The sequence below is a fragment of the Rhizobium sp. BK112 genome, from assembly GCF_014193215.1.
GTDB classification, from domain to species: Bacteria; Pseudomonadota; Alphaproteobacteria; order Rhizobiales; family Rhizobiaceae; genus Rhizobium; species Rhizobium anhuiense.
Genome location: NZ_JACHYZ010000001.1, coordinates 127,372 through 147,780 on the forward strand (window position 1 = coordinate 127,372; position 20,409 = coordinate 147,780).

Genomic DNA, 20,409 nt, shown 5'->3' on the forward strand with positions numbered 1-20,409 from the left:
TTAGTTGGAAGCCGGGGGCTGTTCACGCACCGGAGTGATGTGGTCGCCGTCACGGACATAAGCGCCCGCCTTGGCCACGACCTCGTCGCCGGTCTTCAATCCATCGACGATCTCGACATAGGCACCGTCCTGGATGCCGGTCTCGATCTTGGCGAATTTCACCACGCCATCCTCGACCTTGCGGGCGGAGGAGCCTTCATTGCCGGTCAGCACGGCGGTCAGGGGAAGCGATACGCCCTCGGTCTCGCGGACGATGATCTCGGCGCTGCCATACATGCCGGAACGCGCCTTGCTGTCATCGTCGATGGAGATATGGACGAGGCCGAGGCGGGTGACCGGATCGACGGTCGGCGACACCAGGCGGATGGCGCCGGAAAGCTTCTCGCGGCTGCCGGAAAGCGAAATTGCCGCCTTCTGGCCGGCCACGACCCTGACGATATCGCTTTCGGCGACCTCGGCGACAAGCTCGACATCACCGTCGCGGATGATGGTGAACAATGGGTCGCCGTTGCCGGCAGCTATCGCACCGACCTTGGCGTTTTTCGCCGAGACCGTGCCGGCGACCGGCGTCTTCACGTCGGTGCGTGCCAGCTTCAGATCGGCATCGGCGATCTGGCTGTCGAAGACCTTGAGATCGGCTTCGGCGACCTCGATCGCCTGTTCGGCGGAGACAACGCGGGCATTGGCGGCGGCGGCAGTCGCATCGGCCTGTTCGACCTGGGCGGTGGAAACCGTGCCCTTCTTGACCATTTCCTGGGCGCGGGCCTGCTGCTGCCTTGCCTGTTCGGCATTGGCCTGTGCCTCGATGAGCTGGGCGCGCAGCTGGGCGAGACTTGCCTGACCCTTGGCTTTCGTCGCCATCATCTGGCTCTTTTCCAGCACCAGCGCGTCGTCATTGAGCGTCGCCAGCGTGCTTTCCGCCTGAACCTTGTCGCCGACATCGGCTTTCAGCGTGCGGATCGACAGACCTTCGACCTGCGGCTGGATATAGACTTCCTCGACGGGCTTGATCGTTCCCGTGCCGATGACACGGTCGACGAGAGTGCGATTGACAGCCTTGGTGACGACGATTGCCGGCAGGTTCTGCTGCGGTTTTGCGACCGGCGTTTCCTGCGAAAATGCGGTTGATGCAGCCAGAGCTGCTGCGAAAAGGGTGGAGGCGCCTAGAATTCCAATCGGCTTACGTGCCATGCGTCTTCGTCCAATCTTATGATAAGGTTGGCCGAACTCGCGCGTCTGCCACTCAGCGCGCGATCAGGCCACTGCCCTTCCTGCATTCTCAGAGGTATCCGCCGATCCTTTGCCGTCTTCATCCCTCGCCGGCAAATTCGGCTTGTAGGTGGTATCGATTTGCTCGATCTACAAGTCCGGCAGAAAACAATTCCCCATGAGGCGATAATAATTACCATTCCGACGTCAATCAATCACCGCAAGGTTATGTCAACATTACGAAGATTGATCGCGCTTCTACCCCATGACGTTTGACGCCCGATAAATGCGACAGTTGCAAGGTGTTTTTTCCGGTCTTGCGCCGAAAAAACAAAACGCGCGGAAATCTTCCGCGCGTTTCGCTTCGCAATATTGCCGAAACTACTTGGCAGCGGCGTCGGTAATGTCGTGCGTCCAGGCGCCCGCAGGCTCCTTGCTGATGATCTTCTGGTCGAGCAACGCCTTTGCCGTGCGGGCATAGAGCGCTTCATCCAGCTTGCCGGAGCCGTCGCCGACCAGCTTGGCGACTTCGCCCATCATGCGCTTCTGGTGGTTTTCGTCCTGACCGCCATTGTCCATGACGATCTCGGCGGCTTCATCGGGATTCTCGGTCGCATATTTCCAGCCCTTCAACGAAGCGCGGACGAACTTGACCATCTTTTCCTTGAAGGCCGGGTCCTTCAGCTTGTCTTCCATCGCATAGAGGCCGTCTTCGAGAAGGTCGTTGCCCATCTCGGTATAGTTGAAGACCGTCAGTTCTTCCGGCTTGAAGCCGGCATCGATCGCCTGCCAGTATTCGTTATAGGTCATGACGGAAATGCAGTCGGCCTGCTTCTGGACGAGCGGCTGTACGTCGAAGCTCTGCTTCAGCACGGTGACGCCGTTCGGGCCGCCTTCCGTGGACAGGCCGAGCTTGTTCATCCAGGCAAAGAAGGGATATTCGTTGCCGAAGAACCAGACGCCGAGCGTGTGGCCCTTGAAGTCGGCTTCGGTCTTGACCGGGCCGTCCTTGCGGCAGACCATTTCCAGGCCGGACTTCTGGTAGGGCTGGGCGATGTTGACGAGCGGAACGCCCTTTTCGCGGGCAACCAGGGCGCCGCCCATCCAGTCGACGATGACATCGGCGCCGCCGCCGGCGATCACCTGCTCGGGGGCGATATCGGGGCCGCCCGGCTTGATGTCGACGTCGAGGCCTTCTTCCTTGTAAAAGCCCTTGTCCTTGGCGACGTAATAACCGCCGAACTGGCTCTGCGTGACCCATTTCAACTGCAGCACCACCTTGTCGGCGGCCATCGCATGGGCTGCTGCAAGCGACATCGCGCTTGCCATCATTGCAACCATCAACTTTCTCATTTTCTTATCCTTACCCTCTGAAGTTATGCCCGGACCTGTTTGCAAAGCCCGCGCGCGTCTAGCCACCACGGATAGACGGATGCCAGAACGTCACCGCCCGTTCGGTCAGGGCGATGACACCATAGAAGATCGAGCCGGCCAGCGCCGCGACGGCGATTTCCGCCCAGACCATGTCGACATTCATGCGGCCGATCTCGGTGGAGATGCGGAAGCCCATGCCGACGATCGGCGTTCCGAAGAATTCCGCAACGATGGCACCAATCAGCGCCAGCGTCGAGTTGATCTTCAGTGCATTGAAAATAAAGGGCATTGCTGCCGGAAGCTTGAGCTTGAGCAGCGTCTGCCAGTCGCTCGAGGCATAGGTGCGCATCAGGTCGCGCTCCATGCTGCCGGAGGCGGCAAGGCCGGCGACGGTGTTCACCAGCATCGGGAAAAAGGTCATGATGATGACGACGGCGGCCTTCGACGGCCAGTCGAAGCCGAACCACATGACCATGACGGGGGCAACGCCAATGATCGGCAGAGCCGACACCATGTTGCCGATCGGCAGCAGGCCGCGGCGCAGGAAGACGATGCGATCGGCCAGCACCGCGACGGCGAAGCCGCTGAGGCAGCCGACGATGTAACCGATCAGCACCGCCTTGAAGATCGTCTGCCTGACATCGTCGCCGAGGATCGGCAGCGAGGCCATGATGCGCGCGCCGATGGCGCTCGGCGGCGGCAGCAGGATGAAGGGGACGCCGGCACCGCGCGTAACCGCCTCCCAGAGGATGAGTATCCAGGCGCCGAAGATCGCCGGGATCAGCAGTTGGAGTGTCGATCTGCCGAAGGCGGTGACGGGCTGCAATTTCGACAGCTCGGTGACGCATCGCCAGGCAAGCAGCCAGCAGGCAAAGAGCAGCAGGAAGAAAGCCCGTGTGGCCGCGCCGTCATTGCCGGAGAGAGCGGAAAGCAGCATCCAGGCGGCGCCATGTGCGCCGATAAACAAGACGGTGGCACGATAGGCCGGCGGCTGCGGCGCGAAGGACAGGAGGGCTGCCGCGATGACGATGGTGAAAGTGAGGCTTGCCGTGCCGTCGGTGAAGGGGCGCGGCGCGCCATCGGCCAGGAGCGGCAGGGCCGTCAGCGCCGCGAGACAGAGAAGGAGGGCAACGACGCCTTGCCAGGAAAAGCTCAGATGTCTCATGCCGGCCTCCCGCCCATGGTGCGGTCGACGATCTTCGCCGCAAGGCCGACGATCGCGACCAGGATACCGGCCAGCAGCGATCCGGCGACGAGGGCGGCCCAGATGTCGATGGTCTGGCTATAATAGGAGCCGGCGAGCAGCTTCGAGCCGATGCCGGCGACAGCCCCCGTCGGCAACTCGCCGACGATGGCGCCGACCAGGCTGGCGGCGATCGCGACCTTCATCGAGGTGAAGAGGAAAGGGATCGAGGCGGGAACGCGGAGCTTCCAGAACGTCTGCATCGGGCTGGCATAATAGGTGCGCATCAGGTCGAGATGCATGATTTCGGGCGAACGCAGCCCCTTCACCATGCCGACGGCGACCGGAAAGAAAGAGAGGTAGGTGGAGATCAGCGCCTTGGAAACGAGGCGGGAAGTGTCGGAATCGAGGTTCAGCAGATGCGCAATTGCATTGTCGCCGGTCAGCACATTGTAGGAGATGATGACGATCATCGGTGCAATCGCAAGGATCGGTATGGTCTGGCTCGCCACCAGCCAGGGCATCAGCGAGCGGTCCATGGCGCGATTGTGCACGATCAGCACGGCAAGAAGGATGCCGAGCAGCATGCCGAAACCGAAGCCGAGCAGGGTCGAGGAGAGCGTCACCCAGCTGTGATAGACGAGGCTGCGATTGCTCGAAAGGCTGCGCAGGAAGGTGTTCTCGTAGACGTTCTGCGCCACCTGATGCGGCGCCGGCAGGATCGGCTTCGGCTGGGCGAGCGTCTTGCCGATGAATTCGATGGTCGTAGGGGTGGCGCCGGCGCGGCCGTCCATGTCGCGCTGGAACGGCGCGTTCATCAGGACCGCAGCGACATACCAGATGACGAGGAGGGCCAACAGAATGGTGGTGACGGGGACGATCTTGTCTTTGAAGGTGTCGGGTTTCACAGCGACTGCCCCCATTTGCTGGCCCCGGACGCCCAACCATCCCTCGAACTCAACCGGCTAAACCTCATGGCTATGCCCCGTTCTCAGCCCCTCGCGGACGCGATGGGCGATTTCCAGGAATTCGGGGGTGTCGCGGATGTCGAGCGGGCGTTCGGCAGGCAGGGTCGAGTCGATCACGTCGGTCACGCGGCCCGGACGCGGCGACATCACCACGATCTTGGTCGAGAGGTAGACCGCCTCGGGGATGGAATGGGTGACGAAGCAGATCGTCTTGTTGGTGCGGGTCCAGAGCTTCAGCAGCTCTTCGTTCAGATGGTCGCGGACGATCTCGTCCAGCGCGCCGAAGGGCTCGTCCATCAGCAGCAGGTCGGCGTCGAAGGCGAGCGCGCGGGCGATCGAGGCGCGCTGCTGCATGCCGCCGGAAAGCTGCCAGGGGAATTTCTTCTCGAAGCCGGAAAGACTGACGAGATCGAGCGCTTCGGCGATGCGCCTCGTCCGGTCGGCGCCAGAATATCCCATGATTTCCAGCGGCAGGGCGATGTTGTTTTCGATGGTGCGCCAGGGATAGAGCGCCGGCGCCTGGAAGACATAGCCGTAGGCACGGGCCTTGCGCGCCTCTTCCGGCGTCATGCCATTGATCGAGATCTCGCCCGAGGTGCTCTTCTCCAGATCGGCGATGACACGCAGGAAGGTCGTCTTGCCGCAGCCCGACGGGCCGATGAAAGAGACGAAATCGCCCTTGCGAACATCGAGATTGACATTGCTCAGGGCACGCACCGGGCCGTCATTCGCCTGGTAGGTGAGACAGAGATCCTTGGCGGATACGACGGAGGGTGCTTGCATCAATGCGACCAGTCTTGTTTTCCCCGCGGGAACGCGGTTTGCGTGTTATCATTATCGCCGGTTTTATCGACGATACATTCCATGGAGGATGAGGATGGACGTGACATCAAAGCCCACCTGCCACATCGTTCGCCCCAATCATGCCTATGACGGCAAGCAGGGTCTCAGCTATTTCGAAGGGGTCGCGGCCGAGACGGTCGGCGCCAAGGGCATCTGCATGCACCTCCTGACGATCCCACCCGGCGTGCGCGCCAAGGCGCATCTGCATGAGGCGCACGAGACGGCGATCTACATGCTCTCCGGCGAGGCGCATACCTGGTACGGGGACCGGCTGGAGCATCACGTCGTCGTCCATGCCGGCGAACTTTTCTATATCCCGGCAGGCGTGCCGCATCTGCCGGCAAACCTCAGCAGCACGCCGTGCACGGCGGTCATCGCGCGCACCGATCCGAACGAGCAGGAGAGCGTCGTGCTGCTGCCGGAGTTGGACGCTTTGGTGCCGGCGTGAGGTCATTGGCATGGAGGCGTCGGTCCCCGGTTGATGGCCGTATCGTTACGCACCATCATCATACGCCGGTTGCCGGAATGCCGCTGCGCTCCACCTTGCGCGGAGAGGTGATCTCCTTCCAGGTGGACAGCGCCTTGCTGACGGCCGTCACCGGCTCGCGCCGGACGAATTCGCCGTGGCCCTCGCGGGTCTTGATGGTGCTTTCCTCGATCGCGACGATGCCGCGCGTCAGCGTGTAGCGCGGCAGGCCGGTCACTTCCTTGCCCTCGAAGACGTTGTAGTCGATCGCCGACTGCTGGGCCTTGGACGAGATGGTCTTGGAACGTTTCGGATCCCAGACGACGATATCGGCATCGGCGCCGACCAGGATCGCGCCCTTCTTCGGATAGATGTTGAGGATCTTGGCGATGTTGGTCGAGGTGACGGCGACGAATTCGTTCATCGTCAACCGGCCTGTGTTGACGCCATGCGTCCAGAGCATCGGCATGCGGTCTTCGAGGCCGCCGGTGCCGTTCGGGATCTTGGTGAAATCGCCGACGCCGAAGCGCTTCTGCGCCGTGGTGAAGGCGCAATGGTCGGTGGCGACCACCTGCAACGAGCCGGAGGCAAGGCCCGCCCAAAGCGAGTCCTGATGCTGTTTGCTGCGGAAGGGCGGCGACATCACTCGGCGGGCGGCGTGATCCCAGTCGGGGTTGGAATATTCGCTCTCGTCGAGCGTCAGGTGCTGGATCAGCGGTTCGCCATAGACACGCATGCCTTTGGCGCGGGCGCGGCGGATCGCCTCGTGCGCCTGTTCGCAGGAGGTGTGGACGATATAGACCGGGCAGCCGGCCATATCGGCGATCATAATGGCGCGGTTGGTGGCTTCGCCCTCGACTTCTGCGGGCCGCGAATAGGCATGCGCCTCGGGGCCGTTATTGCCTTCGGCCAGCAGCTTTGCCGACATCGAGGCGACGACGTCGCCGTTTTCGGCATGCACCAGCGGCAGGGCGCCGAGTTCGGCGCAGCGCTGGAAAGACGCGAACATCTCGTCGTCGTCCACCATCAGCGCGCCCTTATAGGCCATGAAGTGCTTGAAGGTGTTGATGCCCTTGTCGCGGACGATGGTCTCCATCTCCTTGAAGACCTGCTCGCTCCACCAGGTAACCGCCATGTGGAAGGAATAATCGCAATTGGCCCGGGTCGATTTGTTGTCCCACATGGTCAGCGCTTCGAGCAGGGACTGGCCGGGGGCGGGGAGCGCAAAATCGACCACCATCGTCGTGCCGCCGGAAAGGGCCGCGCGCGTGCCGCTCTCGAAATCGTCAGAGGAATAGGTACCCATGAAGGGCATTTCGAGATGGGTGTGCGGGTCGATGCCGCCCGGCATGATATAACAGCCGGAGGCGTCGAGGGTTTCGTCGCCGGAGAGGTTCGGGCCAATCTCGACGATCTTGCCGCCATCGATCTTGACATCCGCCTTGTAGGTCAGGTCGGCGGTGACGATGGTGCCGTTCTTGATGACTGTGGTCATGGCTGCTGTTCCTTTTCCCCGCGATCTTGTTGCTCTTATGGCTCCACTGCCATCGTCAGTGTGCCGTTTCTAAGGAGTTCCGCACCCTTGGCGATAAGGCTGTAGACGTCCGCCTCGCTCAACTCATCGTGCGCGTCATGCTCTTCCTCATAATACCAGTCGGGCCGCTCGACGACATCGGTGCCGCCGATTGACAAGGACCAAAAACCATCGCTTTCGCGAAAGTAGAAATCCTTGCCGTCGATCAGCCCGGTTGACTGTACGGGTTGGCTGCCCTGGGGGCGTTTGATCAGTATGCCGGGCATGGAGGGGCCGAGCTCGATTCGAACGACGCCAGTCCCAGGCCCAGAGATATAATAGGTCTGGTGGGGCGCATCTGGGTCGCGGTCATCTGAATGGGCCAGTTGAACACCAGAAGGTTTATAGCGCCAAAGGCTCGATATTTGCGGAAGCCTGATCCGCTCGCCTGCCGTGTTGATGCCAATGTAGAAAATCTGCATGCCAGGTACATCGCCCCACGGACCTTCGTTCACCGGCGTCTCATTGGCACTAGCCCATGCAAGATCGTCGGGAGTTTGCTGAAAGTAGAACTTAAAAGCATCAGGATAATCGAGATAAGTCGTCGGCAAGTCTGACGTCATCACACCACGATCTCCGCCGTCTCGACCACCGCATGGAACAGCACGTCGGCTCCAGCCGTCGCCCATTCCTTGGAAATCTCCTCGGCCTCGTTGTGAGAGAGACCACCCACGCACGGGCACATGACCATCGTCGCAGGTGCAACCTTGGCGGCCCAGCAGGCGTCGTGGCCGGCGCCGGAGATGATGTTCATGTGGCTGTAGCCGAGCCTCTCGGCGGCATCGCGCACCGAGGTGACCAGTTTCGGATCGAAGGTGATCGGCTCGAAGTGGCCGATTGCCTCGATGGAACAGCCGACGCCGAGCGCATCGGTGATCTCGGGCGCCTTCGCCTCGATCTTGGCCCGCATCCGGTCGAGCTTCTCCTTGTCGGGCGAGCGGATGTCGACGGTGAAGACGACCTTGCCCGGCAACACGTTGCGGGAATTCGGCGAGAAGAACACCTGGCCGACACCGCCGACGGCGCCCGGCTGTTCGCCCATCGCCACACTCTGGACCATTTCCAGAATGCGGGCCATGGCAAGGCCGGCATTGACACGCAGGTTCATCGGCGTCGAGCCGGTATGGGCTTCCTTGCCGATCAGCGTGAATTCCAGCCACCAGAGGCCCTGGCAGTGGGTGACGACGCCGATCTGCTTTTCTTCTGCTTCCAGGATCGGTCCTTGCTCGATGTGATATTCGAAATAGGCATGCATCTTGCGGGCGCCGACCTCTTCGTCGCCGACCCAGCCGATGCGCTTCAGTTCGTCGCCGAACAGATTGCCCTCGGGGTCCTTGCGATTATAGGCAAAATCCAGGCTGTGCACGCCGGCGAAGACGCCCGACGCCAGCATGGCGGGGGCAAAACGCGCGCCTTCCTCATTCGTCCAGTTGGTGACGACAACAGGATGTTTGGTCTTGATGCCGAGGTCGTTCATGGTGCGGACGACTTCGAGGGCGGCAAGCACGCCGAGCACGCCGTCATATTTGCCGCCGGTCGGCTGGGTGTCGAGATGCGAGCCGACATAGACCGGCAAGGCATCGGGATCGGTGCCGGGGCGGGTGGCGAACATCGTGCCCATGCGGTCGATCCCCATGGTCAGACCGGCATCGTCGCACCATGTCTTGAAGAGGCTGCGGCCTTGCGCATCCGCATCCGTCAGCGTCTGGCGATTGTTGCCGCCGGCGATGCCGGGGCCGATCTTCGCCATGTCCATGAGACTGTCCCAGAGACGGTCGCCATTGACGCGCATGTTCTCGCCTGGTGCTGCCACCATTTCCTATGCCCTCACCTGTTTGCGGCAGTCATGCAAAGGGCATGCCTGCCTGTTCCCGTGGTCTATTCCTGCGCTTCTTATTGGTTTTGTCGAGCGCCGGAAAATCGCCAGTTGCCTTTGTTTTTCATCTGGCGGATAATTTGACCGATTGGTAAACATTACAACTTCCACCGCCGGGCTCAAGACGAAAATCACGAAAATCGCCGATAAAAATACGGGCAGTTGCTCAACAAAGCGGCAGGAGGTGTCTCCGGGCAAAACTTGAGCGAAGAAGTTGAATTTCAAGGGGAAATAACAGCCTGTGACCATACCGAGAGCAGCGAAAACCCTAAGGCGGACGCGAATCCAGGAGGAGAAGGAAGAGCAGATCCTGGAGGCGGCGCTCGACGTGTTTTCGGCAAGCGGCTTCCGCGGCTCGACCATCGACCAGATCGCCGAAGTGGCCGGCATGTCGAAACCCAATCTGCTCTATTACTTCCGCACCAAGGAAGCCATGCACCGGGCGCTGATCGACCGGGTGCTCTACACTTGGCTGGAGCCGCTGCGGGCCTTCGACGCCGAGGGCAATCCCGAGGAGGAAATCCGCAGCTACATCAGACGCAAACTGGAGATGGCCCGCGATTTTCCGCGCGAGAGCCGGCTTTTCGCCAATGAGGTGCTGCAGGGCGCGCCGCATATCGAGGACGAGCTGAAGGGGCCGCTAAAGGAACTGGTCGACGAGAAGGCGGAGGTCATCCGCGCCTGGGCGAAAGCCGGCAAGATCGTCAAATGCGACCCCTACCATCTGATCTTCTCCATCTGGTCGACGACGCAGCATTACGCAGATTTCGACGTCCAGGTGCGGGCCGTGCTCGGACAGGAGCATTCCGGCGATGGGCGCTTCGAGGATGCGGCGCGGTTTCTGGAGCAGCTCTTCATCGGCGGGCTGCGACCGGATCCCATCGGGACGTGACCTTTACTCTCTCCTAGGAAGCGGCACCCGGGCAAGAATATCCGTCATGCCTTCCATCGTATAGGGCTTCTGCAGCACAGGTGCGTCCGAATGGCTGTTCGCCTGGGCGATGCCTTCCCCATAACCTGTGGCAAAAATGAAGGGCACGCCGTCAGCTGCGAGCCGGTCGGCGATCCCGAAACTCGTCTCATCGCCGAGATTGACATCGAGAAGCGCCAGATCGAAGGACCGGCCAGCCAGGATTTCCATCGCCTCGGTGACACTTGGCGCCGTTGCCACCTCGGCGCCGAGCCGGCGCAGGATGTCCTCGCCATCCATGGCGATGATCAGGTTGTTTTCCACCAGCAGAACATTCAGGCCGGAGAGTGGCTGAGCGTCGGCAATCGTCTTGCGATCGGCCGCTCCGACCGGAGCCGGCTTTGACGGTTCGCTCGTCGGGCCGACGACATGTCGCGCCGGAATGCAGAAATCCGCCTCGAGCCCGTCCTTGGCGTAGCGGACCTCCGCCTTGCCGCCGAGGTCATAGGGAATCGAGCGGCGGATGATGGTCGAACCGAAGCCGTGGCGTTTGGGTTCGATGACGGGCGGGCCGTCCTTTTCGTGCCAGTCAATGTGCAGATTGCCCTCGTCGTCGCGCCGCCAGCCGAGTTCGACGGTGCCGCTGCCGTTGCCGGAAAGACTGCCGTATTTGGCGCTGTTGGTCATCAGCTCATGGAAAACAAGGGCGGCGGTGGAGAATGCCTGCGGTTCCAGCAGTACGTCCTCGCCGCTCATCCGGATGCGTTGTGCGTTTTTCCCGAGATAGGCGGCAGTTTCCGCCAGCAGCAATTGCCGGAGCGAAGCGGGCGCCCAGTGGTCGCGGGTAATCTGATCATGGGCACGGGCGAGCGACTGGATGCGGCCCTCGAGCTGGCGGATGTAGTCGCCAAGGCTGACGGAGGTTGCCTGTGACTGCCGGACGATACCGGTGATGAGGCTCAATATGTTGCGGACACGGTGGTTCAGTTCGGCGATCAGCAGTTCCTGGCGCTCGTTTGCCGTCTGGCGCGCCATGCTGACCTCGTCGGTGAGGCGCAACACCACCTCGATCAATGTAACGCGGATGGTTTCGGCGACGCGGTGCTCGGCTTCGGTGAAGGGCAGCGAGCGGCCGCGCACCAGTTCAGACCAGGCTTCGAAACTCTTGCGCGGCGTCAGCCGCGGGCCGTTAGGGCCGTACTCCACCGGCTTATACGGGTCGCCGCCCCAGCGGACAGTGCGCACCAATTCCTGACGGAAAAGCACGACATAATCGCGCGGCGAACGCGAGATGGGGATGGCGAGCATGCCCGCCACCGCGTCGTCGACTTCAAGATCCGGATAGGCTTCTGCGAGCCTGTCCACGGCATAGATGCGGCCGGCGGCATTGCGGTTGAGGTGGCGGACGAGGGCTGTGAAGCCTCTCTCGTCCGGCCCGATGCCGGCAAGTGCCAGCCGGCCGTTGATCCAGACGCCGATGCCGTCGGCAGGAATGGCGTCGGCAAGCGCCTCGATCAGCCAGGCGGGATCGTCGAGCAGGCTTGCATTGTCCGCCACGGAGGTGAGGAGCCGGTCGGCGATGCGGCGCGCCTTGGTCTCGTATTCGAGAGCCTGCCGCCGTTCGCGGCTTTCAAGGCGCGAAGCAAACATCTGGCCGAAGAGTTCGGCAGTGGAGCGGCTTTGGGCCGAAGGCAGACGCGGGCCGTAGTGATGGCAGGCAAACAGGCCCCAGAGCCTGCCGTCGACGACGATCGATATGGAGAGCGAGGCGCCAACGCCCATGTTTTTCAAATATTCGATATGGATCGGCGAGACCGAACGCAAGACCGACATGGAAAGATCGAGCGGCTGGCCGTGTTCGTCGAGCGGCGGGAGGATCGGGACCGGGACGGCGTCGACATCGGCAATGATGCGGAACAGGTTGCGCAGATAAAGCGCGCGTGCCTGCACCGGAATGTCGGAAGCCGGGTAGTGCAGCCCGAGAAACGAGCCGATCCCGGCCCGGGCGGCTTCCGCCACGACTTCGCCGGAACCGCTTTCGTCGAAACGGTAGACCATGACCCGATCGAAGCCGGTGAGGGCGCGCGCCTGTCTTGCTCCTTCGCGGAAAAAAGCCTCCATTGTTTCCGTGTGATCGAGGCGGGACATCATGCTGCGCATTGAGAGGGAAGCGGCGTCGCGCCTGTCTTCCTGGCAGCGCTCGCCTTCGATGATGACCTGACCTTTGTTCAGATGCACGGCAACGTCGAACCTGTTTTGATCGGGCGTCAGAGCAATGCCGAAAATGCGCTCGACGACGTCGGAGCTGCGCAACGTGGTCAGCTTGTTGCGGACCGTGTGGAGTGCTTCAGGGGTGATCAGGGAGACAATGGGACGGCCGATCGCGTCGGTCTGCGCAACACCGAGGAACTCCACCAGATTTGTAGAGGCGCGCGTGACAATCCAATCTGAGGATACCGCCAAGAGAAAACCGAAGGGTTGAACCGAGCCGAGCTGGTGTATCGGCTCGCGGTCGCAATTGGTGAGATCGACGGGTTCGTGCGTGCCGCTCATTGGACAGCTTCCGTGGGGACCGCTTCCATCGGGGCCGCTTCCAGCGCGAGTTGCCCGGCTTTGAGGAAGAGGTCGAAGACATCGCGGGCAGCGGTTATGGCAGCGGCGGGATCGTCGACGTTGCTCCCGTCAAGACGATCCATGAAGAGCCGCATGGCGTCCTTTGGGCCTTGCGGGCTCAGGTAGCTGCCGGGCAAGTGATCAGGGATGGCCTTGGCGAGCAGGGCGCCGCCGAGCTTGGAGCCTTCAAGGACGTAGGCAGCCCCCCAGACCGCCGCGTCGCAATGCAATGCCGGTTGCGGAAGGAGCGGGGGCAATCGATCGTCGAGCGCCCTTATGTCGGCAGCGAGCAGGTGTGCACGCCTTCGTCCCGTCCAGTCGGGGAGCAGGCGGGCGATTCCGGCTTGCTCAAGCGCATGTTCGACTGATGGTACGACCTGGGCATGGGCGCGCAGGAAGGCCTTGTAATCCTGGGGGCGTGAGAGGTTGAAACTGCCGAAGAGAGTGTCGACCGCGGCGTGGCAATCTGCTGTTTGTGCGCGGAGGGCGCTGCGAAGTGACATGCTGACCGTGTTCCGAGTGATATGGCGTGCGCTATGAGGGGCGACGAACTAGCGATATACTGCGGCATCGGGTTATTTCCAGAGAAACGGCTAGGAATAACATAGGTTTCTCGCCAGCTGGTGGCTGCAATCCACCATTGGCGATCAGCACCCAACGTTCAGCCCATCATTGCGGGCAGTCTGGCGGCGAGCGTGTCGATCGCGAGCCTCACCTTGGGCAGCATGACCGGGGAGCGTAGCCAGATGGCATGGGCATCGAAGACATTGGCCGGTTCGTGCTTCAGCACCTGAATGAGCCGGCCTGCCAGCACCTGCTCGCGTACCAGCCAGCAAGGCAGCCAGGCCAGGCCGCGCCCGGCGACGGCGGCATCGGAAATCGACGCGAGGTCGTCGAGCCGCAGCCGTGCCTTCGGCTGCATCCGCCGTCCGGGATCGGCTGCAGTGGGGAATATCCACCCTTTGTCGTTATCGCCCCGCCTGTAAACGATGCCTTCATGCAGCGGAATATCGGAGATCGTCTGCGGCGCGCCATATCTTTCCAGATAGGCGGGCGATGCACAGACGGTCATGCGCTGGCGGGCGATCGCCCGGGCCATCAGATCCGGATTGTCCTTCAGCGGTCCGTTGCGGATGGCAAGGTCGAAGCCGTCCTCGAGCAGGTCGACGATCCGGTCGCTGAAGGAAAGGTCGAGTTCGAGATCCGGATGTTCATCGAGCAGGCTTGCGAGGATCGGCGCGATGCAATGGCGGCCGAAAAGCACGGGCATGGAGATGCGCAACCGGCCGCGCACATCACGCCGGCCGGATTCCAGCATGGCTTCCCCGAGGCGGATTTCCTCGACCGCTCGCAGGCAGCGCTCGTAGAAGAAACGGCCTTCCTCGGTCAGGCTCTGCATGCGCGTCGTGCGGTTGAAAAGCCGAACGCCGAGACGCTGTTCCAGACGTGCGATCGTCTTGCCGACGGCCGAGCGCGTGAGGTGGAGCCGCTCGGCGGCAGCCGAAAAGCCGCCTGCCTCGACGGCTTCGACAAAAATCGAGATCCCCTTCAGCTGTTCCATTTGTTTCCTCTTTGGAACCATTCTGGCGAATTAATATCGCAACTGGCGCAAAATATTCAACGATATGTTTTCGCTCCCTGCAATGGACAAGGAGCAAGACAATGCAGACAACACGGCAATGGCAGATCGATGCGGTTGGATCGGAGCACAATCTCACGGTCGGCGAGCGGAGGCTCGAACCGGTTTCGGGAAACAGGATCCTGGTCCGGACGGAAGCCGTCTCGCTCAATTTCCGCGACCGGCTGGTGATGGAGAGCGGTATGGGATTGCCGCTGCAATTTCCCTTCGTGCCGGCCTCCGATATGGCGGGGGTCGTGGAGACGGTCGGGCCTGAGGTCACCCGTTTCAAGCCGGGCGACCGGGTCATTTCGACCTTTTCGCCCGACTGGATCGACGGACGCGGGTTGGGCGATGCCCGCACGCCGCCTTACAAGACACGCGGCGGCGTCTATCCCGGCGTCCTTTCCCAATACACCGTTCTGTCGGAGGAATGGTATTCGCGCGCACCCGATACGCTCGATGCAGCACAGGCGAGCACCTTGCCCTGCGCCGGGCTGACTGCCTGGTTCGCCTTGATCGAACGCGGCGGTCTGAAGGCCGGTGACAAGGTGCTGGTGCAAGGCACCGGCGGCGTGGCGCTTTTCGGCCTGCAGATCGCCAAGGCGCACGGCGCCGAGGTCTTCATCACCTCAGGCAGCGCGGAGAAGCTCGAGCGCGCCGTTGCTCTCGGCGCCGATCACGCGATCAACCGCCGCGAGGGCGACTGGGTTGAGCAACTCTACCAACTGACCGGCGGCTATGGCGCCGACCACGTGCTTGAGATCGTCGGCGGCCCGCATCTCGACCTGGCACTGAAAGCGGTGGCGATCAATGGCCGCATTTCCGTGATCGGCGTGCTCGAAGGCTTCGAAGTCTCCGGCCAGGCCGCTCCGCTGCTGCTCAAGGCGCCTGTCGTGCAGGGCATTTCCGTCGGCCATCGCCGCGCGCTGGAAGACCTGGTGCGGGCAGTCGACCAGAACGGGCTGAAGCCCGTGATCGACAAGCGCTATGCCTTCGACGAATTCCCGCAGGCGCTCGATCATCTCTATCGCGGGCCCTTTGGCAAGGTGGTCGTCGAGTTCTGACGGTCGCGATCTTCCGTTCGATTAAGTTATGCGGCCATTCAAAGGGCGACAGCGCCGGGCATCTGAAAAGACGCGCGGCGCTGCCGGCGGAGAAGGGAGGCCGCTCAGGCCGCGGCTGGAACGCCTTGTTCGAAGGTGAAGCGTTCATCGGCCCAGCCGGTCATGCCGCCGATCATCAGTTTCACGGACAGGCCGAGGCGGGAGAGGCGAAGTGCGGCCTTGTCAGCGCCGTTGCAATGCGGGCCGGCGCAATAGACGACGAAGAGCGTGTCGGAGGGCCAGGCCGACATGCGGTGCGCCGTCATCTTTCCATGCGGCAGGTTGATGGCGCCGGGAATGTGGGACTGTGCAAAGAGCGTCGGCGAGCGTACGTCGAGAAGAACGAAATCGACCTTGCCAGATGCAAAGGCTGCGTGGACGTCGGAGCAATCGGTCTCGAAGGCAAGCTTGGCGGCAAAATGGGCAGCGGCGATATCAGCAGCGGCGGCGGGGATGTCTGCGACGGGGCTTGGCATTTGCGATTTCCTTTTTGGTTCGAATTGCAGCCTGGTATCGCCGATGCTAAAGCTCTGCGAAATTGGCCATCATGACTGACAGCGTAAAGATCATGCCAAACTCCTCGCCGCAGCAGACGAAAGGACCGCTGGTCGCAGCGCTTGCCTATGACGGGCTCTGCACTTTCGAATTCGGCATCGTCTATGAGGTCTTCGGCCTGCCACGCCCGGAGATGGGGGAGGATTGGTATCGCTTCTCGGTCTGCGGCATCGAACCGGGGCCGCTTCGCGCCGCCGGAGGGCTGACGGTCGCCGTCGACAAGGGCCTGGAGGTGCTCGATGAGGCGGATCTGATCGTCGTGCCCGGCTGGCGGGCGATTGATGCGCCGGTGCCGGCACCCCTCGCGAGAGCACTGACGGCAGCGCATCAGCGCGGCGCGCGCATCATGTCGCTCTGCTCGGGCGTTGCAGTTCTTGCCGGATCGGGACTGCTTGCCAACCGCAGGGCGACGACACATTGGCGCTATGTCGCCACGATTGCCGCGCGTTATCCCGACATCACGCTCGATGCCGACGTTCTCTACATGGACGAAGGCAGCCTGCTGACGGCGGCAGGCAGTGCTGCCGGCATCGATCTCTGCCTGCATGTGGTGCGCGGCGATTTCGGTTCGGAGGCGGCAAACAGCGTCGCCCGCCGGCTGGTCGTGCCACCGCATCGCGAAGGCGGACAGGCGCAATTCATTCGCGCGCCGGTTCCCGAGGAGCGCGAGGGCATCCGCTTGGGGCCGCTGATCGAATGGATGCGCGAAAGCCTTTCCGAGGACCAGCCGATCAGCCTGCTTGCCAAAAGAGCCGGTATGAGCATGCGCACCTTTCAGCGGCGCTTCGAAGCGACGACGGGTCTCAGCGTCGGCGAATGGCTGCTGACGGAGCGGCTGCGCCATGCCCGCGATCTGCTGGAGAGGGAACTTGCCGTTTCGCTCGACGATATCGCCGTCGCCAGCGGCTTTGGAACACTGGCGACGATGCGGCATCATTTCCGCAGGCGGCTCGGGACGAGCCCCAATGCCTATCGGAAGTCGTTCGGCGGTTAAATTGGCCCGAGGCTTCGAACGTTACTGGCAAGACTGCAACGCCGCGGATTTCCGCGGCGTTGCAAATCCCTATTCCGCCGCCTGGCGTGCCATCGGGTTGTTCGGGTGCGTCGTCCAGTTGGCATAGTTCGGGTCGACGACGCGGCCGGTGCGCTTGTCGAGGGTGCCGGCGGGAAGCTGCTCCATGGTGATGCAGTTCTCGACCGGGCAGACGCTGACGCAGAGATTGCAGCCGACGCATTCCTCGTCCATCACCTCGAAATGACGAGCGCCGTTGACGAAGTTGGTGATTGCCTGGTGCGAGGTATCCTCGCATGCGATGTAGCAGCGGCCGCACTTGATGCAGGCGTCCTGGTCGATCTTGGCCTTGGCGATGTAGTTGAGGTTCAGATACTGCCAGTCGGTGACGTTGGGCACGGCGCGGCCGGTAATGTCGTCGAGGTTGCGGTGGCCTTTTTCGTCCATCCAGTCGGAGAGGCCCGTGATCATCTCCTGGACGATCTTGAAGCCGTAGGTCATCGCCGCTGTGCAGACCTGGACGTTGCCGGCGCCGAGAACGAGGAATTCGGCCGCGTCCCGCCAGGTGGTGATGCCGCCGATGCCTGAGATCGGCAGGCCGTAGGTTTCGGGATCACGGGCGATCTCGGCCACCATGTTGAGCGCGATCGGCTTGACCGCCGGGCCGCAATAACCGCCGTGGCTGCCCTTGCCGCCAACCGTCGGGTTGGGGGCGAAGTTGTCGAGATCGACGGAGACGATCGAATTGATCGTGTTGATCAGCGAGACGGCATCGGTGCCGCCCGCCTTGGCGGCGCGGGCGGGGCGGCGGACATCGGTGATGTTGGGCGTCAGCTTGGTGATGACGGGCATTCGGGTGTACTGCTTGCACCAGCGCACGACCATTTCGATATATTCCGGCACCTGGCCGACCGCGGAACCCATGCCGCGCTCGGACATGCCGTGCGGACAGCCGAAATTGAGCTCGATGCCGTCGGCGCCGGTCTCTTCGACCAGCGGCAGGATCGCCTTCCAGGCCTGCTCCTCGCAGGGTACCATGATCGAGGCGATCAGCGCCCGGTCCGGCCAGTTCATCTTCACCTGCTTCATTTCCCGCAGGTTGGTATAGAGGTCGCGGTCGGTGATGAGCTCGATATTGTTCAGCCCCAGCAGGCGGCGGTCGGCGCCCCAGATCGCGCCGTAGCGCGGGCCGTTGACGTTAACGACAGGCGGGCCTTCCTCGCCCAGCGTCTTCCAGACCACGCCGCCCCAACCGGCCTTGAAGGCACGCTCGACGTTGTAGGCCTTGTCGGTCGGCGGCGCCGACGCCAGCCAGAACGGGTTCGGGGACTTGATGCCGACGAAATTATTGCGGAGATCAGCCATTGTTCATTCTCCCCTTCATGCAACCGCGACAGCCGGAGCGGCGGCCGCGGTGAGGGTGCGGTGGATGGATTCAGCCGCGTCGCGACCGTGGGCGACGGCGGAAACCGTGAGGTCGTCGCCGCCGAAGACGCAGTCACCACCGGCCCAGACGCCGTCGAGCGAGGTATGGCCTTCGCCATCGACGGCGATGCGGCCGCTTTCCATGCGCAGCGAACCGAGACCGGAGGCGTCAAACGTCTGGCCGATCGCCTTGAAGATCTGGTCGGCGGCAATGACGCCGGTTTCGCCGGTGCCGACCAGGCGGCCTTCGAGAAGCTTGGTATATTCCACTTCGATGGCGGCGACTTTGCCGTCCTGCGACAGGATCGATTTCGGCGCCAGCCAGTGGCGGATGATGACGCCCTTGGAGCTTGCCAGATCCTGCTCGAATTCCGAAGCGTTCATGTGTTCCTTGCCACGGCGGTAACAGATCGTCACCTCCTCGGCGCCAAGCAGCTTCGCCTGCACGGCAGCGTCGATCGCCGTCATGCCGCCGCCAAGGACGACGACGCGGCGGCCGACGGCGATTTCGCTCTTGTTTTCAGCCTGACGCAGTGCCGCGATGAAATCGACGGCGTCGTCGACGCCTGCGAGGTTCTCGCCCTCGATGCGCAGCGCGTTGACGCCGGCAAGGCCGATACCGAGGAAGACGCCGTCATATTGGGCCTGCAGATCGGCAAGCGAGAAATTGCGGCCGAGAAGCTGCCCATGCCGGACCTCGATGCCGCCGATCGAGAGGATGTAGTCGACTTCCTTCTGGGCGAAATCGTCGACCGTCTTATAGGTGGCGATGCCGTATTCGTTGAGGCCGCCGGATTTTTCCCTGGCATCATAGATGACGACGGAATGGCCTTTCACGGCCAGGCGATGGGCGGCGGCAAGGCCGGCTGGGCCTGCGCCGACGACGGCGATCGTCTTTCCGGTCGGTTCGGCCCTGGCATAGAACTGCTTGCCGGCCTGCATGGCGGCATCTGTCGCATAACGCTGCAGGCGGCCGATCTCGACGGGCCGCTCTTCGGCCGTGTTGCGCACACAGGCCTGTTCGCAGAGTTCTTCGGTGGGACAGACGCGGGCGCACATGCCGCCAAGGATGTTCTGATCGAAGATCGTCTTTGCCGAGCCGATCGGATTGCCCGTCGAAATCTGGCGGATGAACAGCGGAATGTCGATCGAGGTGGGACAGGCCGTCATGCACGGCGCGTCATAACAGAAATAACAGCGGTCGGCGGCGACCAGCGCCTCGTGATTGTCGAGGCGCGGATGCAGATCGGAAAAATTAGCCTCATACTCGGCGGGCGAAAGCCGGCCAGCATGAATCCCAGTTTCCAGTCGTTCCATTGAAGTTCCCTCATTATTGGTAAACGGCCTGTGAGGGAAAGCGTAACTCAGGTTTAAAAATTTATCAAACGGTAAAATTTTGACGGTTTTCTCTTGCTGGATGCCAAGTAATCAATTGTTTTTATTGGAAGAATTTATCTGGTCCGCATTCGTGAAATGGCTGGACGCGCCCCGCGCCAAGGGCATCGGAAAAAAGATTCAAAAAAGTCGAATTTTTTTCCGATCGGAGGGAACCAAAGTTTGATGTCGCCGTTATTGCGATATCCGGATGGTGATCGCATCGACCCAACATGCGCGCCCCCAACCCACTATCCGGACGTACTCACGGTCCCCTCCCGGTGAGTGAAGACAGCCGGTGCGC

Annotated in this window: 18 protein-coding genes; 4 read left to right on the plus strand and 14 right to left on the minus strand. The window is 62.2% G+C overall.

From position 1 onward, the window contains the following. The 5 genes from FHT75_RS00560 to FHT75_RS00580 all read right to left on the minus strand — a co-directional run bounded on the left by FHT75_RS00560 (position 1) and on the right by FHT75_RS00580 (position 5,517). Positions 1 to 1,191, minus strand: a complete 1,191-nt coding sequence (locus FHT75_RS00560) for an efflux RND transporter periplasmic adaptor subunit (RefSeq protein WP_063474390.1) — start codon at positions 1,189 to 1,191, stop codon at positions 1 to 3. 399 nt (positions 1,192 to 1,590) lie between these two features. Continuing rightward, positions 1,591 to 2,562: an ABC transporter substrate-binding protein gene (locus FHT75_RS00565; protein ID WP_047618698.1), complete on the minus strand. Its 972-nt coding sequence runs from the start codon at positions 2,560 to 2,562 to the stop codon at positions 1,591 to 1,593. 58 nt (positions 2,563 to 2,620) lie between these two features. After that, positions 2,621 to 3,748, minus strand: coding sequence for an ABC transporter permease (locus tag FHT75_RS00570; protein ID WP_063474391.1), 1,128 nt, complete (start codon positions 3,746 to 3,748; stop codon positions 2,621 to 2,623). Further along, positions 3,745 to 4,674, minus strand: coding sequence for an ABC transporter permease (locus FHT75_RS00575; protein WP_063474685.1), 930 nt, complete (start codon positions 4,672 to 4,674; stop codon positions 3,745 to 3,747). Before FHT75_RS00575 ends, FHT75_RS00570 begins: the two co-directional genes overlap by 4 nt. Before the next feature lie 57 nt (positions 4,675 to 4,731). Further along, positions 4,732 to 5,517, minus strand: coding sequence for an ABC transporter ATP-binding protein (locus FHT75_RS00580; protein WP_063474392.1), 786 nt, complete (start codon positions 5,515 to 5,517; stop codon positions 4,732 to 4,734). Between the two features lie 94 nt (positions 5,518 to 5,611). Here FHT75_RS00580 and FHT75_RS00585 point away from each other — a divergent pair, with 94 nt between their 5' ends. Further along, complete coding sequence (locus tag FHT75_RS00585) at positions 5,612 to 6,025, plus strand: cupin domain-containing protein (RefSeq protein ID WP_025570392.1); 414 nt, start codon at positions 5,612 to 5,614, stop codon at positions 6,023 to 6,025. A 58-nt stretch (positions 6,026 to 6,083) separates the two neighbouring features. Here the strand turns inward: FHT75_RS00585 and hydA are convergent, their stop codons facing one another. The 3 genes from hydA to FHT75_RS00600 are packed head-to-tail and all read right to left on the minus strand — an operon-like array spanning position 6,084 to position 9,432. Next, complete coding sequence (hydA, locus tag FHT75_RS00590; protein ID WP_063474393.1) at positions 6,084 to 7,538, minus strand: dihydropyrimidinase; 1,455 nt, start codon at positions 7,536 to 7,538, stop codon at positions 6,084 to 6,086. Positions 7,539 to 7,573: 35 nt separating this feature from the next. After that, positions 7,574 to 8,179 carry a hypothetical protein gene (locus FHT75_RS00595; protein WP_063474394.1) on the minus strand — a complete coding sequence of 202 codons (606 nt, stop codon included), beginning with the start codon at positions 8,177 to 8,179 and terminating at the stop codon, positions 7,574 to 7,576. Continuing rightward, complete coding sequence (locus FHT75_RS00600) at positions 8,179 to 9,432, minus strand: Zn-dependent hydrolase (protein WP_063474395.1); 1,254 nt, start codon at positions 9,430 to 9,432, stop codon at positions 8,179 to 8,181. The genes FHT75_RS00595 and FHT75_RS00600 overlap by 1 nt, the downstream gene beginning before the upstream one ends. Before the next feature lie 301 nt (positions 9,433 to 9,733). Between FHT75_RS00600 and FHT75_RS00605 the strand changes: the two genes are divergently transcribed. Further along, positions 9,734 to 10,384: a TetR family transcriptional regulator C-terminal domain-containing protein gene (locus FHT75_RS00605; protein ID WP_063474396.1), complete on the plus strand. Its 651-nt coding sequence runs from the start codon at positions 9,734 to 9,736 to the stop codon at positions 10,382 to 10,384. A 3-nt stretch (positions 10,385 to 10,387) separates the two neighbouring features. Here FHT75_RS00605 and FHT75_RS00610 read toward each other — a convergent pair whose 3' ends face one another. The 3 genes from FHT75_RS00610 to FHT75_RS00620 all read right to left on the minus strand — a co-directional run bounded on the left by FHT75_RS00610 (position 10,388) and on the right by FHT75_RS00620 (position 14,576). Further along, positions 10,388 to 12,955: an HWE histidine kinase domain-containing protein gene (locus tag FHT75_RS00610; protein WP_063474397.1), complete on the minus strand. Its 2,568-nt coding sequence runs from the start codon at positions 12,953 to 12,955 to the stop codon at positions 10,388 to 10,390. Continuing rightward, complete coding sequence (locus FHT75_RS00615; protein WP_063474398.1) at positions 12,952 to 13,518, minus strand: biliverdin-producing heme oxygenase; 567 nt, start codon at positions 13,516 to 13,518, stop codon at positions 12,952 to 12,954. Before FHT75_RS00615 ends, FHT75_RS00610 begins: the two co-directional genes overlap by 4 nt. A 158-nt stretch (positions 13,519 to 13,676) precedes the next feature. Then, on the minus strand, positions 13,677 to 14,576 hold the full coding sequence (locus FHT75_RS00620; RefSeq protein ID WP_063474399.1) for a LysR family transcriptional regulator: 900 nt from the start codon (positions 14,574 to 14,576) through the stop codon (positions 13,677 to 13,679). Positions 14,577 to 14,677: 101 nt separating this feature from the next. On the opposite strand from FHT75_RS00620, the gene FHT75_RS00625 reads away from it, so the two are divergent. Then, entirely contained in the window at positions 14,678 to 15,700 is a 1,023-nt protein-coding gene (locus FHT75_RS00625; RefSeq protein ID WP_063474400.1) for a zinc-dependent alcohol dehydrogenase family protein, read from the plus strand. A gap of 104 nt (positions 15,701 to 15,804) precedes the next feature. Here the strand turns inward: FHT75_RS00625 and FHT75_RS00630 are convergent, their stop codons facing one another. Continuing rightward, positions 15,805 to 16,215 (minus strand): rhodanese-like domain-containing protein, encoded by a 411-nt coding sequence (locus FHT75_RS00630; RefSeq protein WP_063474401.1) that lies wholly within the window; start codon positions 16,213 to 16,215, stop codon positions 15,805 to 15,807. Between the two features lie 71 nt (positions 16,216 to 16,286). On the opposite strand from FHT75_RS00630, the gene ftrA reads away from it, so the two are divergent. Further along, positions 16,287 to 17,288 (plus strand): transcriptional regulator FtrA, encoded by a 1,002-nt coding sequence (gene ftrA / locus FHT75_RS00635; RefSeq protein ID WP_063474402.1) that lies wholly within the window; start codon positions 16,287 to 16,289, stop codon positions 17,286 to 17,288. A 69-nt stretch (positions 17,289 to 17,357) separates the two neighbouring features. Here the strand turns inward: ftrA and preA are convergent, their stop codons facing one another. Continuing rightward, the gene (preA, locus tag FHT75_RS00640; protein ID WP_047618719.1) at positions 17,358 to 18,671 is read right to left on the minus strand and encodes an NAD-dependent dihydropyrimidine dehydrogenase subunit PreA; all 1,314 of its coding nucleotides are present in this window, start codon (positions 18,669 to 18,671) and stop codon (positions 17,358 to 17,360) included. A 15-nt stretch (positions 18,672 to 18,686) separates the two neighbouring features. Further along, positions 18,687 to 20,048 carry an NAD(P)-dependent oxidoreductase gene (locus tag FHT75_RS00645; protein ID WP_063474403.1) on the minus strand — a complete coding sequence of 454 codons (1,362 nt, stop codon included), beginning with the start codon at positions 20,046 to 20,048 and terminating at the stop codon, positions 18,687 to 18,689. Positions 20,049 to 20,409 lie beyond the last annotated feature (361 nt).

Bases quoted from the DNA above. Each gene is read 5' to 3' on its own strand.
- FHT75_RS00560 (WP_063474390.1), bottom strand. From the start codon at position 1,191: ATGGCACGTAAGCCGATTGGAATTCTAGGCGCCTCCACCCTTTTCGCA.
- FHT75_RS00565 (WP_047618698.1), bottom strand. From the start codon at position 2,562: ATGAGAAAGTTGATGGTTGCAATGATGGCAAGCGCGATGTCGCTTGCA.
- FHT75_RS00570 (WP_063474391.1), bottom strand. From the start codon at position 3,748: ATGAGACATCTGAGCTTTTCCTGGCAAGGCGTCGTTGCCCTCCTTCTC.
- FHT75_RS00580 (WP_063474392.1), bottom strand. From the start codon at position 5,517: ATGCAAGCACCCTCCGTCGTATCCGCCAAGGATCTCTGTCTCACCTAC.
- FHT75_RS00585 (WP_025570392.1), top strand. From the start codon at position 5,612: ATGGACGTGACATCAAAGCCCACCTGCCACATCGTTCGCCCCAATCAT.
- hydA (WP_063474393.1), bottom strand. From the start codon at position 7,538: ATGACCACAGTCATCAAGAACGGCACCATCGTCACCGCCGACCTGACC.
- FHT75_RS00595 (WP_063474394.1), bottom strand. From the start codon at position 8,179: ATGACGTCAGACTTGCCGACGACTTATCTCGATTATCCTGATGCTTTT.
- FHT75_RS00600 (WP_063474395.1), bottom strand. From the start codon at position 9,432: ATGGTGGCAGCACCAGGCGAGAACATGCGCGTCAATGGCGACCGTCTC.
- FHT75_RS00610 (WP_063474397.1), bottom strand. From the start codon at position 12,955: ATGAGCGGCACGCACGAACCCGTCGATCTCACCAATTGCGACCGCGAG.
- FHT75_RS00615 (WP_063474398.1), bottom strand. From the start codon at position 13,518: ATGTCACTTCGCAGCGCCCTCCGCGCACAAACAGCAGATTGCCACGCC.
- FHT75_RS00620 (WP_063474399.1), bottom strand. From the start codon at position 14,576: ATGGAACAGCTGAAGGGGATCTCGATTTTTGTCGAAGCCGTCGAGGCA.
- FHT75_RS00625 (WP_063474400.1), top strand. From the start codon at position 14,678: ATGCAGACAACACGGCAATGGCAGATCGATGCGGTTGGATCGGAGCAC.
- FHT75_RS00630 (WP_063474401.1), bottom strand. From the start codon at position 16,215: ATGCCAAGCCCCGTCGCAGACATCCCCGCCGCCGCTGCTGATATCGCC.
- ftrA (WP_063474402.1), top strand. From the start codon at position 16,287: ATGACTGACAGCGTAAAGATCATGCCAAACTCCTCGCCGCAGCAGACG.
- preA (WP_047618719.1), bottom strand. From the start codon at position 18,671: ATGGCTGATCTCCGCAATAATTTCGTCGGCATCAAGTCCCCGAACCCG.
- FHT75_RS00645 (WP_063474403.1), bottom strand. From the start codon at position 20,048: ATGGAACGACTGGAAACTGGGATTCATGCTGGCCGGCTTTCGCCCGCC.